Genomic DNA, 17,520 nt, shown 5'->3' with positions numbered 1-17,520 from the left:
CTTACAGTTCGTCATGGCCGGGCTTGACCCGGCCATCCACGACTTTGGAGTTTGCCACGCGTTACAAGTAAGACGTGGATCACCGGGACAAGCCCGGTGATGACGATTGTGGGTGTTGAAGCGCCTTGCGTCATTCCGCATTCCAGATTCGATTTTCAAACAGCCACTTCCATTTTGCGCACGCGCATTCGTTCTCGCGCATCGCGCGAGGTGGGCTTTCAATCGCGCCCCTTGAAAAGATGAGGGGCATGGAGCGCCGCGAGGCGCACCTTGGTATCGTTTCGCTTCCGGCACCGCGTGCGAGGCGGTGAACTCCGAAAGCGCATCGCCTTGCGGCGCTCCATTGCGGCGATTTTGGGCGAGGGGACCGTACTTCCGGGTGAGGACGGACGCTTTCACGCCCCGATCCGGCGGCTTTCGCCGCCTTCGTCCTCACCGACGTCCAGCCGCGAACGGCAGAGCCACGTAGTTGGCCCGGACGGTGACCCCAGCCTCCCGGACGCAACGGGTGCGAACCGTGCGCGCAGGCGCCGCATCCTGCTCCGCTTCAAAAGCGCCCTCGAGAAGCGCCCCTCACGAACAGGATAATAGGAATATAATCATAAGTTGTGAGATTGTCAAATCTGCCTGCTGGAAGCGGGAAAGTTCCGTCGTGGAACGATATTTTACAAGCGGTGGCAATCCGGGGTCGGAATACCCATATGTTGATCATGACCAGCAAATCGCAGACCAAGCCGCAAACGCCCGAACAATTGGCCCGCCTCGAAAAGCAGCGTCTGGCCAAGATCGAGGGCGCACAGGCTCTCGCCCAGGTCGACAAGGAGTATGTCGACGTCCGCAGGAACATGGAGCGCCTGAAGGCGCTGCGACTGGCGAAGGAGGCGCACGACGCCGCCAATCCGCCACCGGTGGAGCCGAAAAAGAAAAAGGCCGCACCGAAGAAACTGGCGGTCGTCAAGGCACCCGAGCCGGAAGCTGTCGGCGAGTAAAGCCGAATCACGGCGACTGGTCGTACCATCGCATGCATGGATAACTCTCATGGCCATGCGCGATGGATCGGCGTCGCTTGTCTCGGGATCACTGCATTCGGTTGGGGCCTGAACTGGCCTTTCATGAAACTCTTGCTGCGCGAACTGCCGCCGCTGTCCGCGCGCGGACTGGCGGGCGTCACTGCTTGTCTCATTCTGGCAATTGTCGCGCTCAGCCGTCATGAACGCTTGAGCGTTCCGCGCGAGGTCGTGCCGCGGCTGCTGCTGGCGACATTCACCAATGTCATTGCGTGGATGGGCTTCGGCACCGTCGCCATGAAATGGGTCAGCGTGAGCGAAGGCGCGTTGCTGGCCTACACGATGCCGATCTGGGCGACGCTGTTTGCATGGCCGCTGCTGGGCATGCGGCCGACGCTTCGCAATGTTGTCTCCCTGTGTCTCGGAATCGTCGGGATCGTGATCCTGTTCGGCGGCGAAGGTTTCACTTTCACTTATGAGAAACTGGCCGGCGCATCGCTGGCGCTCTCGGCGGCAATCCTCTTTGCACTTGGAAATGTTCTCAATCGCGCGCCGATACCGGTGCCGCCGGTTGCGCTTGTGGCGTGGCAGGTCGGCTTGGGTTGCCTTGTGATGCTGATCTTCGGTTTGCTGTTCGAGAAGCCGGATTTTCAAGCGGTGTCGTTCACCGGCTGGGCGCTGATCGGCTACATGACGATCATTCCGATGGGCGTGTGTTACCTCACCTGGTTTGAAACCTTGCGCCGTCTGCCGCCCGCGACCGCGTCCACTGGAATGCTGATGGTTCCTGTCATCGGTGTGGTGTCTGCCGCTCTCGTGGTGGGCGAACCGCTCGGCATCAGGGAAGTGCTGGCGATGGCGTTTACGCTCGGCGGTGTCACACTGGCGCTGCAGCGGTCCTGATCGCGGCTGACATGCAAATGATCTCGCGCATGCCACATGGTCCTGCGGCGATGGCGATGCTGCATGCGAGCCTCCGGCATGCTATCACTCGTACCCGGAGTACTTCACCGCAAAGGAACAAATTGTTACTCGAACTTGGAATTGTTGCCGTTCTCATCGTGATCAACGGCCTGCTCGCGATGTCGGAGCTTGCCATTGTCTCATCCCGCCCGGCGCGATTGACGGGCCTGGTTGAAAAGGGCGTGAGCGGTTCGCGCCGCGCACTCGCGTTGGCGTCCAATCCCGGAAAATTTCTCTCCACCGTCCAGATCGGCATCACGCTTGTCGGCGTGCTCTCGGGCGCATTCTCCGGCGCAACGCTCGGCCCGCGCCTGTCCGCTTGGCTTGTGAGCACCGGATTGTCACAAGGCGTCGCCGACGCAATTGGCGTCGGCGTGGTGGTCACGCTGATCACCTATGCCTCGCTCATCGTTGGCGAACTGGTGCCGAAGCAGATCGCGCTGCGCGATCCTGAGGCGGTCGCGGTGAAGGTCGCGCCGGCCATGGTCGTGCTTGCGAAAATCTCGCTGCCGCTGGTGTGGGTTCTCGATCGCTCGGGCAAGGCCTTGCTCTGGGCGCTCGGCCATCGCGGCGATGCCGAGGAAAAAGTCAGCGAGGAGGAGATCCGCACGCTCGTGGTGGAAGCGGAGAATGCCGGCGTGCTCGAGCCCGGCGAGAAGGAGATGATCGCGGGCGTGATGCGGCTCGGCGATCTTTCCGTTGGTGCGATGATGACGCCGCGCCACGAAGTCAGCACGATCAATCTGTCTGACCCGCCGGAGGTGATCCGGCTTGCGTTCAAACACAGCTCGCATTCGCGGTTGCCGGTGTTCGACGGCGAGGAAACCCTCGGCATCGTTCAGGCCAAGGACATGCTCGATGTATATTTGTCGGATGAAGAGCCGGATATCCGGGCGCTGATCCGCGACGCGCCGGTGATTCCGGAAACCGTCGACGCACGGGACGTGGTCGCGATTCTGCGCGACTCGCCGGTTCACATGGGACTGGTGCATGACGAGTACGGCACGTTTCAGGGCGTCGTCACCAGCGCGGACATTCTCGAATCCATCGTCGGCAGCTTTCACACCGAGGAAGGGCCCGCCGAACCGGCTTTCGTCAAGCGCGACGACGGATCGATTCTGATCGCGGGATGGATGCCGGCGCTCGAATTCGCGCACCTGCTCGACATTCCGTTGCCTGCATCGCGCCCGTACCAGACGTTCGCGGGCTTCCTGCTGGAGAAATTCGGCGCGATCCCGTCCGTCGGGCAAAGCATCAATGCCGATGGCTGGAAATTCGAGGTGGTCGATCTCGACGGCCGCCGCATCGACAAGGTGCTGGCGACAAGGAGTGAGTAGGTAGGCTTACAGCCCCGCCTTCTCGTTCTGGTCGTAGACCAGCCGCGCGACCTGCGTGAGGCGGTCGCGGTCGGTGCCGCCGCTCACGACATAGCCCACGCCGCGATCAGCCCAGAACAGGGCGCCGTTGCCGCCGCTTGCGGCATAGCGCATCTGCGTCGTCTCGGTTTCCGCGCGCGAGGCGAAGATCGTGAACCGCTCGCCCGATGCGGTCTCGTACATCAGGAACGACGCGGGGCCGGTGGGGCCGGGCAGCAGCCGTCCGCCGACCAGCTTCAGTCCGCTATCGCCCAGCTCCGGCGCACGCACCTGCCAGCCGCAGCGCTTGGTGAGCCACTGTTGCAGATGCGCACGTTCGCTGCCCGCCACTTCGACGGGATGGCGCACTTCGACCACGTAAAGCTTGTGTGCTTCGAGCGCGTCGCCGGTGAAATTCGCGAACACCGACGGCGTTGCGCTTGCGCCTCGGACAGCCCAGCCGACGCCGCCGCCAACGGCGAACGCCAGCAGCGACGCGGCGATGGCGCCCACCATCCAGCGGCGCGGCGGCCGCGACAGTTGATCGACCGAAAGGCGAGGCGGGACCGGTTCGTCCGCAACCGCATCGTACTTGGCATGCAGCGCGTCGCTCATCGTGCGCCATGACGTCACCCGCGCCGCGTCGTCGGGATGCGCCGCGAGCCAGGCCTCGACTGCCAAGCGCCGCTCCGCGGGAAGCTCATTGTCCACGTAGGCGTGAAGCTCGTCCTCGGTGACGGGAATGTTGTGGTCGGTCATCTTCGTTGTCTCTCGGCTTCGGTATCTTGCGGCAGCATTGGCATCATGTTCGCGAATAAGTGGGGTGGAGGTTACGCAAGGTACAGAGTCTACCTCCACCCCGCGCGCCGATCGCATGGCGTTCAGCGCGCCACCCTCTCCACACGGGAGAGGGAGAAGAAAGCGGGTCTCCCCATTCATCGCGCATCAAGTCCATCTCGCTCGTCCCCTGTCGTGTCTCACTTCACTCGCCGCAGCGCCGGGCGTTCGCCCTCGATGACGGCTCTCACATGCGCCCGCGCACGGGCAAGCCGCGACATCACCGTGCCGATCGGCACACCCTGAATGTCGGCAACGTCGCGGTAACTCAGACCTTCCAGCACCACCAGCAGCAGCACCGCGCGCTGGTCTTCCGCCAGCGTGGCGAGCGCGCGGGAAATGTCGCGGCCCTCGGCCTCGGTGCCGGAGGCGTCGGCGGTGGTGTCGTGCAATTCCATCATCGTCGGCTGCCGCGCCAGCGAGCGGCGGCGGTTGCGATTGAGGTTGGTCAAAATCGTATAAAGCCAGGCGCGCAGGTCGCCGCCCAGGAACAGCTTCTCCGAGCGCAGCGCCCGCACCAGCGTGTCCTGCACCAGATCGTCGGCGATGTCCGTGTCCCGCGCCAGCGCGCGCGCGTAGCGCCGCAGGGCCGGGATCATGGTCTCGACGCTATGGCGGAAATCGTTGCTCATCCAGGTCGTCCAGCGCGACGGCGCATGTGCCATTCTACTCTGAAAAACACCGCAAACCGGGGAGTATTCCGGCGGTTTTGCCCGTTAAGGTTAGGGCTGCGCCGTTGGTCCGGCTTGAACGGCCTTGGCGCCTATGTCATGAGGGGCGTCCCTTCACGCGACAATCTGGACCAGTGATCCGGTTTTGACATTCGTATCGTATCTTTCGCAGGCACTTTTACGAATGTCAGAACCAAAGGATCACTGGAATCATGGTTTGCTAGTGTCCTTTCGTATCCGACGTTCGCTCGGAAGGCGCTGCAGAGTAAAGCGAACGTCGGATACGGGACACTAGGTGATGGCTGAAAATATGGGCCTGATGCGCGGCAAGCGCGGCGTTATCCTCGGTGTGGCGAACAACCGCTCGATTGCTTACGGCATCGCGAAATCGTGCCGCGACCAAGGCGCGGAACTCGCGTTCACCTGGCAGGGCGATGCGCTGAAAAAGCGCGTCGAGCCGCTGGCGAAGGAACTCGGCGCGATCACGCTCGGCCATTGCGACGTCACCGATCCGGCGACCATCGACGCGGTGTTCGCCGAAGTGAAGAAGCAGTGGGGCAAGATCGATTTCGTGGTTCACGCCATCGCGTTTGCGGACAAGGATCAGCTCGACGGCCGCTACCTCGAGACCACGCAGGAGAACTTCACCAACTCCATGCTGATCTCGTGCTACTCGCTGACCGCGATCACCCAGCGCGCCGAGCATCTGATGACCGACGGCGGCTCGATCCTGACGCTGTCGTATTACGGTGCGGAAAAGTGGATGCCGCATTACAACGTCATGGGCGTCGCCAAGGCCGCGCTCGAGGCCAGCGTGCGTTACCTCGCGGCCGATCTCGGCGAGAAGAACATCCGCGTCAACGCCATCTCGGCGGGACCGATCAAGACGCTGGCCGCATCGGGCATCGGCGATTTCCGCTACATCCTGAAGTGGAACGAAGCCAACGCGCCGCTGCGCCGCAACGTCACGCAGGAAGAAGTCGGCGACAGCGCGATGTACCTGTTGTCCGATCTGTCGCGCGGCGTCACCGGCGAAGTGCATCACGTCGATTCCGGCTATCACGTCACCGGCATGAAGCGCCCCGAGGCGCCGGACATCTCGCTGGGCGGCAAGGAATAAAGCCAACAACGTCATTGCGAGCGAAGCGAAGCAATCCAGAGCAACAAGAACTGGATTGCTTCGTCGCTACGCTCCTCGCAATGACGGCTAGAACTTAGAGTTTTTCGAATGCCATCTCCCACCGTTTACTTCGTCCGTCACGGCCAGACCGAATGGAACGCCGCGGGCCGCTTTCAGGGCACGCAGGACATTCCGCTGAACGATCTCGGCAAGAGCCAAGCGATCCGTTCCGGCGAACTGCTGGTCGATATCCTCGCGGGCGATTCCCACATCCCGGCCAAGATGCCGTTCGTGTCGTCGCCGCTCGGCCGCGCCCGCAACACGATGGAGTTGCTGCGCGGCGCGCTCGGCGTGCCGCCGCACGACTACGAGTTGGACGATCGTCTGCGCGAGATCGGCTACGGCCACTGGGAAGGCTCGACCTTGCCGCAGATGGAGCTGTCGCACCCGGAGGTCTTTGCGGAACGCCAGATCGACAAGTGGGGCGTGCCGCCGCCGGGCGGCGAGAGCTACGCCTCGGTGACAATCCGCATGCGCGACTGGTACGACTCGCTGATTCAGGACACGGTGACGGTGTCGCATGGCGGCTCGATGCGGGCGCTGCTGGTGGCGCTCGATGTCGAGACCCCGGTCGGGGCGTCGGACCTGATGGTGGAGCAGGGCGTGGTCTACGTTTTCGCCGACGGGCAGGTCACAAAGCATAGTTAGTGCTTCCTTAACTTGACACTTTAAGCACCTCGCATTTGACCCTAAGGGTGCTGCGCGTTACGACTTTACGTCAATTATCGCGAATAGAGGCCCGGCGGCCTGTCAGGTATTTCCCATGTCTTTCAACACCTTCGGCCATATGTTTCGCGTTACGACCTTCGGCGAAAGCCACGGGCCGGCGCTGGGCTGCGTGGTCGACGGCTGCCCGCCGCAGATTCCGCTGACGGTGGAGGAGATCCAGCTTGATCTTGATCGCCGCCGCCCCGGCCAGTCGCGGTTCACGACCCAGCGGCAGGAAGCCGATCAGGTCAAAATCCTGTCCGGCGTGATGGACACCGACAAGGGCCAGGTCACCACCGGCACCCCGATCGCGCTGATGATCGAGAACACCGACCAGCGCTCGAAGGACTATTCCGAGATCAAGGACAAGTTTCGTCCGGGCCACGCCGACTTCACCTATGAGGCGAAGTACGGCCTGCGCGACTATCGCGGCGGCGGGCGCTCCAGCGCGCGCGAAACCGCGGCGCGGGTCGCGGCCGGCGCGGTGGCGCGCAAGATCATGCCCGATGTGAAGGTGCGCGGCGCGCTGGTGCAGATGGGCCCGCACAAGATCGACCGCGCCGCATGGGACTGGGATGAGGTCGGCCGCAATCCGTTCTTCTGCCCGGACAAGGCGAAGGCCGAATTCTTTGCCGAGTATCTCGACGACATCCGCAAGCGCGGGTCGTCCATCGGCGCGGTGGTCGAGGTCGTGGCGGAGGGCGTGCCTGCCGGATTGGGCGCACCGATCTACGGCAAGCTCGACAGCGATCTCGCACTGGCGCTGATGAGCATCAACGCGGTTAAGGGCGTCGAGATCGGCGCGGGCTTTGGTGCTGCCGAACTGCACGGCGAGGAAAACGCCGACGAGATGCGCATGGGCAACAACGGCCCGGTGTTCCTGTCCAACCACGCCGGCGGCATCCTCGGCGGCATCTCGACCGGGCAGGCGGTGGTGGCGCGCTTCGCGGTGAAGCCGACGTCGTCGATCCTGACGCCCCGCCGGACCATCGACAAATCGGGCGCCGACACCGACATCATGACCAAGGGCCGCCACGATCCCTGCGTCGGCATTCGCGCGGTGCCGGTCGGCGAGGCGATGATGGCCTGCGTGATCGCGGACCACTTGCTGCGCCATCGCGGGCAGGTCGGCGGCTAACACCTTCCACGGAAAGTATTCCGGCTGTTGTGGCCTGTGGCCGCGAACTAATTCGGCTGGACGCGGAAACAAGCCCGATCTGCAGCGTTGATTGTTCGGCCATTATTGTCGCTGCCGATGGACACGGGTCATGGATACGCGTGCCGGCTCGGGCAAGACGCCATTTTCGGTGGAGGTCGTCTCTCGCGACGATCTGAAATCGTGCGCCGTCTGGCCGTCGATGTTCGCCCCCGAGCGGAAGGATCATCGCTATTACGAGATTGTCGAGGACGCGCTCACCGACAGGTTCGAATACCGGTATTTCGCCATTGTCGATGACAGCGGAAAAACACGGGCCATCCAGCCGTTCTTCCTGATCGATCAGGACATCGTGGAAGGCGTCAGGCCTGAATACGTGCGTTGGGTGTCGTTCGTCCGCCGGATCAATCCGCGCTTTCTCAAGTTGCGAACCCTGATGGTCGGTTGCTCCGCCGGCGAGGGGCATCTTGCCTGCGCGCACGATCTGCCGGCCGCTGTTGCAGCGGAATCGCTGTCACGCGAGATCGTCAAACATGCTCGGGCGCTGGGCGCGGATCTTATCGTTTTGAAGGAATTTCCGGCGCGGTACCGTGAAGCTCTGGCGTGCTTTGTGAAAGCCGGATTTACCCGTGCTCCGAGCATGCCGATGACCATGCTCAATGTCGACTATGAGAGCTTCGACGCTTACGCCTCCAAGGCCATCAGCGGCAACTCGCGCCGGCACTTCCGCAAGAATCTCAAGGCGGCGGAGGGGGAATGCATTCGCATGAGCGTCACCGATGACGTCTCGGCCCAGCTCGACGAGATCTATCCGCTCTATCTGCAGGTGTACGAACGCTCAAAACTTCGCTTCGAAAAACTGACCAGGGATTACTTCCGCCAGCTAAGCGTACGAATGAAGGACAAGGTCCGTTTCCTGCTCTGGCACCGCGGCAACAGGCTGGCTGCCTTCGGCATGTTCATGATTCAGGAGGACCAGTTGTTCTCCGAGTATCTCGGCTTCGACTATGCCGTCGCGCTCGATCTGCACCTCTATCACTACGTGGTCAGGGACATGACGACCTGGGCGATCGAGTGCGGATTCAAAGGGGTCCGCAGCAGCGGCCTCAACTACGATCCGAAGCTGCGTTACGGACACCGGCTCGACCCGATCGACCTTTATGTGCGTCACGTCTCGCCGCTGTTGAACCCTGTCATGAAACTGGCCCTGCCGTGGCTGCAGCCGGTGCGTTATGACGCCACGCTGAAGAAGTTCCCGAACTATGGTGATTTGTGGTGAGCGCGGGGCGTCATCGATCTTGACCAGGCCCGGTCTGCCGTCGCAAAACGGACCGTATGCAGGCTGTAAACCTTCAGGGCGTCACGGACTGGCTCATCAGCGGAGCACAGTCGGCAAGGCGCGTCGATGAGTTCGTGATCGAGACGTGCCAACGCATGATCGATGGCGGACTGCCGTTGTCACGCGTCGGCGTGTTCGTCACCACGCTTCATCCCAACATGGTCGGCCGCAATTTCATCTGGCGGCGCGGCTCCGGCGTGACCATGGGCAGCATGGCCTATGGGTCCGAGGAGTCCGACGATTATCTCTCGAGCCCGCTTGCCACCGTGTTCGAGCAGGGGCTGGAAGTGCGGCGCCGGTTGCTCGACGAGAAGGTGGGAAATTCGCCGTTTCTGGCGGAGATGCGTGCCAGCGGGGCGACCGATTACATTGCGCTCCCGCTTCACATGTCGGACGGCGAAATTCATGCGTCGAGCTGGATGACGCAACACGCCGAGGGCTTCAGCGATGCCCAGATCGACGGCCTGCGGTCGCTGATGCCGTCGCTGACACGCATGATCGAGATCTGGCTGCTGCGGCGAACGGCGGCGGGCCTGCTCGACAACTACGTCGGAGCGCGCGCCGGCGCGCGCATTCTCGCCGGGCAAATCCGCCGCGGCCATACCGAATCCATGCATGCTGCGATCTGGCTGTCGGACCTGCGCGGTTTCACGCCGCTGTCGGACCGGCTGTCGTCCGAAGCCGTGGTCGATGTGCTCAATACCTATTTCGATTGTCAGGTGCCGGCGATCCTGGATAATGGCGGGGAAGTCCTGAAGTTCATGGGCGACGGCCTGCTCGCGGTGTTTCCGATCACCGACAAGGAAGGCGATACCGCAACCGTCTGCCGGCGCGTGCTGGAGGCCGCGCGCGCGTGCCGCGCCAGTGTGGCGGCGATGAGTTACGCCTATGAGCGCGAAACGCTCGACAACTTCCGTTTCGGGCTGGCGTTGCATGTCGGCAAGGTGCTGTACGGCAATATCGGCGGCGGCGACCGGCTCGACTTCACCTGCATCGGTCCGGCGGTGAATCTGGCCGCCCGCATCGAGAAGATCACCGGACGTCTTAACCGCACGGTGCTGGCGTCCACCGAATTCGCCAGCCATGTCGATGCCGGCTGGACCGACCTCGGCCTGTTCTCGGTTGCGGGATTTTCCGCCGCCGAGCGCGTCTATGGCCTAGCGGACGAGACGCCTGCCACGAACGGCGCTCGGCAGCCGCAGTCATCCGCCAGCGCCAGCTAGCGCCGACCGTTCGCAAGCCGTTGCCATTGTCGCAAAAGAAAACGGCGGCTGTGAAGCCGCCGTTTTTGTTATGTGATGAAGACGACGCCTTACGCGGCGCGCACGTTGGTGAGGAATTTCTCGACTTCGATCTTGAGGCGGTTGCTGTCGGTGGACAGCATTTGCGCTGCAGAGAGAACCTGGCCTGAGGCGGCTCCGGTTTCGCCGGCGCCGCGGCTGACGTCGGTGATGCTGGTGGCGACCTCGCCGCTCAGGGACGCTGCCTGCTGGACGTTGCGCGAGATTTCCTGCGTCGCCGCGCCCTGTTCTTCCACCGCCGCCGCGATGGTGGAGGAGATTTCCGAGATCAGCGTGATGGTCTTGCCGATCTCCTTGATGGTCGAGACCGATTCCTGCGTCGCGGTCTGCATGCCCGCGACCTGAGCACTGATTTCGTCGGTGGCCTTGGCGGTCTGAGCGGCGAGGGCCTTCACTTCGGAAGCGACGACTGCGAAGCCACGTCCGGCGTCGCCGGCGCGGGCTGCTTCAATGGTGGCGTTGAGCGCGAGCAGGTTGGTCTGCTCGGCCACCGCGGTGATCAGCTTGACCACGTCGCCGATCCGGGCGGCGGCCTGCGACAGTTCGGTGATGCTGGTGTCGGTCTTCTGGGCCTGACGCACGGCCTCGGAGGCGATGCGGCTGGACTCCTGCACCTGACGGCCGATCTCGCCGACCGACGAGGTGATTTCCTCGGTGGCGACCGCGACCGACTGGACGTTGCTGGAGACTTCCTGCGAGGCGGCGGCGGCCTCGCCCGAGGTCTTGCCGGTGGATTCCGCCGTTGTGGTCAGGGTGTTGGCGGCGGCTTCCAGTTCGGTCGAGGACGACGACAGCGAGCCGACCAGTTCGCCGATCAGCTTTTCGAAGTCGCGGGTGATGCTGTCGACGCGCTGGCCGCGTGCGATCTTGGCGTCGGCGTCGGCAGCGGCGGCCTCATCCGCGGCCTTCTTGGCGATCAGGGCTTCCTTGAAGACCTGCAGCGTGTCGGCCATGGTCCCGATTTCGGTCTTCTCGCCCTGATGCGGCACGTTGGCTGAGAGATCGCCTTCGCCCAGCGCCTTCATCGGGTTCACGATCGAGGCAATGCCCTTTGTCACGTCCCGCACCAGATAGAACCCGGCGATAATGCCGCCGGTCGCGGCCAACACCAGCAGCACTAGGACGGCGCGGAAGGAGAACGAGTAGTCGTCATTGGCTTTCTGCCCGGCGTTGTCCGATCCCGTGGTGTTGTACTCGACAAGCTTGGTCAGGGAGACTTCCATGTCCCGGCCAATCGGCACAGTTGTACGCTCGTTCAGCTCGCGCGCTTTCTCGAATTCACCCTTGCGCGACATGGCGACAACGTCATCGACGGCCTTGCGATAGCTCTGCCATTGCGATCTCACCGTGTCGTAGAGCGCCTGCTCTTGAGGCGAGGAAATCATGGTCTCGTAGCGCTTGGTAGCGTTGTCATAGTTCTTGATCCGCGCGTCCATCGCGGCTTCCGCCTCGGTGCGACCCTTGTCATTGGTGGCGAGAAGGTGATCGCGCAGGTTGGCGCGGTGCCGCGCGGCCTGAGTACGAAGCTCGCCGAGCCAGCGGATGCTTGGCAGCCAGTTGGTCTGGATATCCTGTGCGGAGTTGTTGATCGTGCGCATCTGGTACACGGCGAAACCGCCGGTGATGAGCAGGACGAGGAGCAGGAAGGAAATAACAGCGGTGATCTTGGCGCGTATCGAAAGCCTGGAGAGCATTTTGAACGAATCCTTGGGTTTTTCTAACCCTTTGGCGGACAGGACGCTGATGACGGCCGTATCCGGATGCAGCGCGATCGGCGCAACGAAGTGCGGAGGGGCAGTACCAGTCGAACGCCGCGGCCTTCAGGCCTGGATTCGCAATTGAATCATGAACAGATCAGGTGAAATCTTAGTAAAGGCATCTCTTCACCAGGCGCGTATCTGTGTTGCACACGTTGGGTGTAAGGACGGCTGTTTTCGCGGCATAAAAAAATCGGCGGCCGTGATGGCCGCCGATGTCGGAGTGTCTGTTTTGTGAGCGCTTTAAGCAGCGCGCACGTTGGTGAGGAATTTTTCGACTTCGATCTTGAGGCGGTTGCTGTCGGTGGACAGCATTTGCGCTGCGGAGAGGACTTGGCCGGAGGCAGCCCCGGTTTCGCCGGCGCCGCGGCTGACGTCGGTGATGCTGGTGGCGACCTCGCCGCTCAGCGACGCGGCCTGCTGGACGTTGCGCGAGATTTCCTGGGTCGCCGCGCCCTGTTCTTCCACCGCCGCTGCGATGGTCGAGGAGATTTCCGAAATCAGGGTAATGGTCTTGCCGATTTCCTTGATGGTCGAAACCGATTCCTGCGTCGCGGTCTGCATGCCGGCGACCTGAGCGCTGATCTCGTCGGTGGCCTTGGCGGTTTGCGCTGCCAGTGCCTTCACCTCCGACGCGACCACGGCGAAGCCGCGGCCGGCGTCGCCGGCGCGGGCTGCTTCAATGGTGGCATTGAGCGCCAGCAGGTTGGTCTGCTCGGCCACCGCGGTGATCAGCTTGACCACGTCGCCGATGCGGCTTGCGGCCTGCGACAGTTCGGTGATGCTGGTGTCGGTCTTCTGGGCCTGACGCACGGCCTCGGAGGCGATGCGGCTGGATTCCTGCACCTGACGGCCGATCTCCCCGACGGAGGAGGTGATCTCCTCGGTGGCGACCGCGACCGACTGGACGTTGCTGGAGACTTCCTGCGAGGCGGCAGCGGCTTCGCCCGAGGTCTTGCCGGTGATTTCGGCGGTGGAGGTCAGGGTGTTCGCGGCGGCCTCGAGTTCGGTGGAGGACGATGACAGTGAACCGACCAGCTCGCCGATCAGCTTTTCGAAGTCGCGGGTGATGCTGTCGACGCGCTGGCCGCGTGCGATCTTGGCATCGGCGTCGGCTGCGGCGGCCTCGTCGGCGGCCTTCTTGGCGATCAGGGCTTCCTTGAAGACCTGAAGGGTGTCGGCCATGGTCCCGATTTCGGTTTTCTCGCCCTGATGCGGCACGTCGGCGGTGAGATCACCTTCGCCGAGCGCCTTCATCGGCGTGACGATCGAGGCGATGCCTTTTGTCACGTCGCGGATCAGATAGAAGCCGGCGGCAAGACCCAGGACGATGGCAAGACCCAGCGCAATCACAACCATCTTGAAGGCGGCGTTGTAGCCGTCGCTGGCGGCCTGGCCAGCGTCGTCGGCGCCCTTGTTGTTCAGATCGACGTCCTTCTTCAGGATACCGTCGGCCTTAATTCCGAGCAGGTTGACGGTCATCGTATTCAGGTCATGCGCTTCGCGGGGGTATGAGCCAGCGGCCTTGCGCGACAGGGCCATCACTTCCTGCGAGCCCTTCCGGTAGCTGTCCCACACCTGAACCCACTCGTTGTACAGCGCGCGTTCCTCCGGCGATGTGATCATCTTCTCGTAGGCCTGCCGGAGCTTCTGGTTGTTTTCGACCACCAATTCCAGCGTCTTTTCCTGCGCCTGCTTTTCTTCGATCAGCTCCGACAGCATGTGTTCGCGGATCACGTTGCGATAGGTGATGACGCCGGCGCGCAATTCACCGAGCACGCGCACGCTGGGCAGCCAGCTGTTCTGAATCTCGGAGGCGCTGGCGTAGATTCCCTGCATCTGCCGGACGGCGAGCAGGCCCATGACCGACATGGCGACGAGCAGGAATGCGATAACGACAGTGAGCTTGGCGCGAATGGACATCCTGGAAAGCATGGTGGGATCCTGAGTCTTTCTGACCAGTTTGATCGATGGATGGATCGGCAGAGTGGGCGAATGTGCCGGAACGGCGATGGCTGATCGAACACCGGCCCGCTTTCAGCGGCTCGGATTCGCTCATTCTCAATTTCGTTGCGTGAAGTGAAATGTTCGTAAAGGTTGTCCGCATCCGGTGGCGAAAAACGCGTTTCGCTTGCGGCGTTTGCGCCGATGCCGGCTGCGCGGAATGCATGCGCCTCGTTCGCGTGCTCCCATGCAAAAAGCCGGCGGTGCTTTCGCGCCGCCGGCTTCAAAATGTTCGCCAGGCGAATCGAGTCAGGCGGCGCGGATCGTCGAGAGGAAGTTGCGCACTTCCATCTGCAGGTGATTGCTTTCCTTCGACAGCGACTGTGCGGCGGAGAGCACCTGCGCCGAAGCCGCACCGGTCTCGCCGTTGCTGCGGTCCACGTCGGTGATGTTGGTCGCGACGCGCATGCTGAGTTCGGCGGCCTGCTGCACATTGCGCGCGATTTCCTGCGTCGCGGCGCCCTGTTCTTCCACCGCAGCCGCGATGGTCGAGGAGATTTCCGACATCAGGTTGATGGTGCTGCTGATTTCCTTGATCGTGACCACGGAATCGCCGGTGGCGATCTGCATGTCCGAGATCTGCGCGGTGATCTCGTCGGTCGCCTTCGCGGTCTGCGCGGCGAGCGCCTTCACTTCGGAGGCGACCACGGCGAAGCCACGGCCGGCTTCGCCGGCGCGGGCGGCCTCGATGGTGGCATTGAGCGCGAGCAGGTTGGTCTGGTCGGCGATGGCGGTGATGAGCTTCACCACGTCGCCGATCCTGTTCGCGGCCTGCGACAGCACCGCGATGCTGGTGTCGGTCTTTTCGGCCTGCTGGACGGCGACCTGGGCAACGCGGCTGGATTCGAGCACCTGACGGCCGATTTCCTTGACCGAGGAGGTGATCTCTTCGGTGGCGGTGGCGGTGGACTGGATGCTTTCCGAGACGTCATGCGACGCGTTCGCAGCCGCGCTGGAGAGCTGCCGGGTGTTGTCGGCGGCGTTGGTCAGCGTGCTGGCAGTGGCTTCCATTTCAGTGGAAGCCGAGGAGAGCGAGCTGATCAGTTCGCCGATCATGCCCTCGAAGCTGCCGGTGGCTTTATCCAGCATTTCGGCGCGGCGCATCTTGACGGCGGCCTCGGCCGCGGCGGCCTCGTCGGCAGCCTTCTTGGCGATCATGGCGTCCTTGAACACCTGGACAGTGTCGGCGATCTGGCCGATCTCGGTGCTCTCGCCCTGATGGGGAACCTGCGTGGTGAGATCGCCGGTGGCCAGTGCGCGCATCGGGGTCAGGACCGAGCCGATCCCGCGAGCGACGTCGCGCACGATCAGGATCGCGGCGCAAAGCCCCGCCAGCACCATGGCGATCAGGGCCGCCAGCACGATGCGGAACGCCATCTCGTAATCGTTTTCAGCTTTAAGGCCGGACGCCGCAGCACCATTGTCGTTCAACTCGACAAGTTTTGTCAGCACCGCGTCCATGCTGCGGCCCGCGACGGTCGCGCGCTGGGCGTTGACGGCCCGTGCCTGCGCGGTCTCGCGCTTGCGGGCATGGGCGATGACTTCGTCGGCGGCTTCGCGGAAGGTCTTCCAGGTCGCCGACAGTTCCTTGTACAGGGCGGCTTCCTGCGGCGAGGAAATCATCGGCTCATAGGCCTTGTTCGCGGTGTCGTAATCCCTGGCGCGGGCATCGAGATTGCGCTGGATATCCGCCATGAACTTCTCGTCCGGCTCGGTCAGGTAGTCGCGCAGCACCGCCCGGTAGCGCGCCGACTGGGTGCGCAATTCGCCGACCAGGCGAACGCTCGGCAGCCAGCTATTTTTGATGACCTGCGCGGAGGCGTTGATGGCCCGCATTTCCACGATGGCGAAGACACCCATGGCGGTGAGGGCAACGAGCAGGATGGAAACGAGGGCGATAAGCTTGGTTCGAATGGAGAGCCGGGAAAGCATGAATGGTCCTCTTAGGGTCTTTCTGACCCGTTCAAGAAAATACGAATCCAAACGCTGCCGCTTGGCTGTCGAAACGAGTTCGACGCCTGGGAAGGCTTGGCGGTGTTGGCAATTTCCAGTCGGTGGCCCGTCTTCAAGGAGGGCATCCGCGATCCGAAACGTAAACAAATTCCGTGAAATGTTGGTAAATGCCTCCGGATCGGGCAACCGGCCCGAAAAAGGGCATGAATGGGGGTTGCTGTGTACAGGAAGGGGGCGGCCCGGGTTTTAGCTTTCCGGTTCGGACGGACCGTGCCACCATCCAGATCTGAACGATGGGAGGTCCGCCATGCGCTGGTGTGTCTCGATCGGAGCGGTGCTTGTTGCGGGAGCTATCGCCGGCGGGGATGTTACTGGCCTTGCTGCACCGGCTGCGCCGCCTTCGTCCACGCAGGCTGCCGACGAAGCCAGGCGGGTCGATGTCGAACTGGTCCTGGCGGTCGACGTCTCCTATTCCATGGACATGGATGAACTGGCGCTTCAGCGCGAAGGCTATGCGCTCGCGGTCACCTCGAAAGAGTTTTTGCAGGCGCTGAAGACCGGGCCGACCGGCAAGGTCGCGGTGACCTATTTCGAGTGGGCAGCGGCGAGCGACCAGAAGATCGTCGTGCAGTGGCGGGTGATCGACGGCCCGGAATCGGCCGGTGCGCTGGCCGAGGAAATCCTGAAAGCGCCACTGCGCCGCGCCTCGCGCACCTCGATCTCGGGCGCGATCAATTTTGCCATGCCGCTGTTCGAGACCAACGACTACCGGGGACTGCGCCGGGTGATCGACATTTCGGGCGACGGGCCGAACAACAACGGCGAGCCGGTGACGGTGGCGCGCGATGCTGCGCTGGCCAAGGGCGTGACCATCAACGGCCTGCCGATCATGTCCAAGGAAACAAACTACGCGACGATGGATATCGAGAACCTCGACATCTACTACGAGGATTGCGTGATCGGCGGGGCGGGATCGTTCGTGGTGCCGATCAAGACCAGGGAGAAGTTCAAGGAGGCGATCCGCACCAAACTGGTGATGGAGGTCGCGCACCGGATGCCCGAGCCGCGCATCGTGCCGGCCGCGACCCGCGAGCCGCGCATCTCATGCCTGATCGGCGAGAAGATCTGGCAGGAGCGCTGGGGAAGGTGAGTCTTCTCAAGGGCACCCTGAAGTGGTGCACAATGCTATCGCACATTCAATTGTCATCACCGGGCTTGTCCCGGTGATCTCGATTGATTGAATTCGGTGCGCCGCTGATCGGGATGGCCGGGACAAGCCCGGCCATGAC

The 17,520-nt window shown here is 62.9% G+C and carries 14 protein-coding genes; 9 read left to right on the top strand and 5 right to left on the bottom strand.

Going from position 1 to position 17,520, the window contains the following annotated elements; all coding sequences use genetic code 11:
* Positions 1-701 precede the first annotated feature (701 nt).
* The 3 genes from YH63_RS02195 (at position 702) to YH63_RS02185 (ending at position 3,307) form a co-directional block, all read left to right on the top strand.
* Positions 702-989, top strand: coding sequence for a hypothetical protein (locus YH63_RS02195; protein ID WP_083992658.1), 288 nt, complete (start codon positions 702-704; stop codon positions 987-989).
* A gap of 36 nt (positions 990-1,025) precedes the next feature.
* Positions 1,026-1,910 carry a DMT family transporter gene (locus YH63_RS02190; protein WP_046829024.1) on the top strand — a complete coding sequence of 295 codons (885 nt, stop codon included), beginning with the start codon at positions 1,026-1,028 and terminating at the stop codon, positions 1,908-1,910.
* 122 nt (positions 1,911-2,032) lie between these two features.
* Entirely contained in the window at positions 2,033-3,307 is a 1,275-nt protein-coding gene (locus tag YH63_RS02185) for a hemolysin family protein (protein ID WP_083992659.1), read from the top strand.
* A gap of 6 nt (positions 3,308-3,313) precedes the next feature.
* Here the strand turns inward: YH63_RS02185 and YH63_RS02180 are convergent, their stop codons facing one another.
* Both YH63_RS02180 and YH63_RS02175 read right to left on the bottom strand, forming a co-directional pair.
* On the bottom strand, positions 3,314-4,084 hold the full coding sequence (locus YH63_RS02180; protein WP_046829025.1) for an anti-sigma factor family protein: 771 nt from the start codon (positions 4,082-4,084) through the stop codon (positions 3,314-3,316).
* Between the two features lie 218 nt (positions 4,085-4,302).
* The gene (locus tag YH63_RS02175; protein WP_046829818.1) at positions 4,303-4,794 is read right to left on the bottom strand and encodes a sigma-70 family RNA polymerase sigma factor; all 492 of its coding nucleotides are present in this window, start codon (positions 4,792-4,794) and stop codon (positions 4,303-4,305) included.
* 337 nt (positions 4,795-5,131) lie between these two features.
* Here YH63_RS02175 and fabI point away from each other — a divergent pair, with 337 nt between their 5' ends.
* The 5 genes from fabI to YH63_RS02150 all read left to right on the top strand — a co-directional run bounded on the left by fabI (position 5,132) and on the right by YH63_RS02150 (position 10,439).
* On the top strand, positions 5,132-5,953 hold the full coding sequence (gene fabI, locus YH63_RS02170) for an enoyl-ACP reductase FabI (RefSeq protein WP_046829026.1): 822 nt from the start codon (positions 5,132-5,134) through the stop codon (positions 5,951-5,953).
* 108 nt (positions 5,954-6,061) lie between these two features.
* Positions 6,062-6,661: a histidine phosphatase family protein gene (locus tag YH63_RS02165; RefSeq protein WP_046829027.1), complete on the top strand. Its 600-nt coding sequence runs from the start codon at positions 6,062-6,064 to the stop codon at positions 6,659-6,661.
* A gap of 115 nt (positions 6,662-6,776) precedes the next feature.
* Positions 6,777-7,859 carry a chorismate synthase gene (aroC, locus tag YH63_RS02160; RefSeq protein WP_046829028.1) on the top strand — a complete coding sequence of 361 codons (1,083 nt, stop codon included), beginning with the start codon at positions 6,777-6,779 and terminating at the stop codon, positions 7,857-7,859.
* A gap of 130 nt (positions 7,860-7,989) precedes the next feature.
* Positions 7,990-9,156 (top strand): GNAT family N-acetyltransferase, encoded by a 1,167-nt coding sequence (locus tag YH63_RS02155; RefSeq protein WP_046829029.1) that lies wholly within the window; start codon positions 7,990-7,992, stop codon positions 9,154-9,156.
* 56 nt (positions 9,157-9,212) lie between these two features.
* A complete protein-coding gene (locus YH63_RS02150) occupies positions 9,213-10,439 on the top strand; it encodes an adenylate/guanylate cyclase domain-containing protein (protein WP_046829030.1) in 1,227 nt (408 codons plus the stop codon).
* An 89-nt stretch (positions 10,440-10,528) separates the two neighbouring features.
* Here the strand turns inward: YH63_RS02150 and YH63_RS02145 are convergent, their stop codons facing one another.
* The 3 genes from YH63_RS02145 to YH63_RS02135 all read right to left on the bottom strand — a co-directional run bounded on the left by YH63_RS02145 (position 10,529) and on the right by YH63_RS02135 (position 16,210).
* Positions 10,529-12,211 (bottom strand): methyl-accepting chemotaxis protein, encoded by a 1,683-nt coding sequence (locus YH63_RS02145; RefSeq protein ID WP_046829031.1) that lies wholly within the window; start codon positions 12,209-12,211, stop codon positions 10,529-10,531.
* Between the two features lie 306 nt (positions 12,212-12,517).
* Positions 12,518-14,209, bottom strand: a complete 1,692-nt coding sequence (locus YH63_RS02140; protein WP_046829032.1) for a methyl-accepting chemotaxis protein — start codon at positions 14,207-14,209, stop codon at positions 12,518-12,520.
* 318 nt (positions 14,210-14,527) lie between these two features.
* Positions 14,528-16,210: a methyl-accepting chemotaxis protein gene (locus YH63_RS02135; protein WP_046829033.1), complete on the bottom strand. Its 1,683-nt coding sequence runs from the start codon at positions 16,208-16,210 to the stop codon at positions 14,528-14,530.
* A gap of 328 nt (positions 16,211-16,538) precedes the next feature.
* On the opposite strand from YH63_RS02135, the gene YH63_RS02130 reads away from it, so the two are divergent.
* Complete coding sequence (locus YH63_RS02130) at positions 16,539-17,381, top strand: DUF1194 domain-containing protein (protein WP_137325092.1); 843 nt, start codon at positions 16,539-16,541, stop codon at positions 17,379-17,381.
* Positions 17,382-17,520: the final 139 nt, after the last annotated feature.

This window comes from Afipia massiliensis (assembly GCF_001006325.2).
Taxonomy (GTDB): domain Bacteria; phylum Pseudomonadota; class Alphaproteobacteria; order Rhizobiales; family Xanthobacteraceae; genus Afipia; species Afipia massiliensis_A.
The sequence above is the reverse complement of the archived record's forward strand: the minus strand, read 5'-3'. Positions and strand labels throughout refer to the sequence as shown.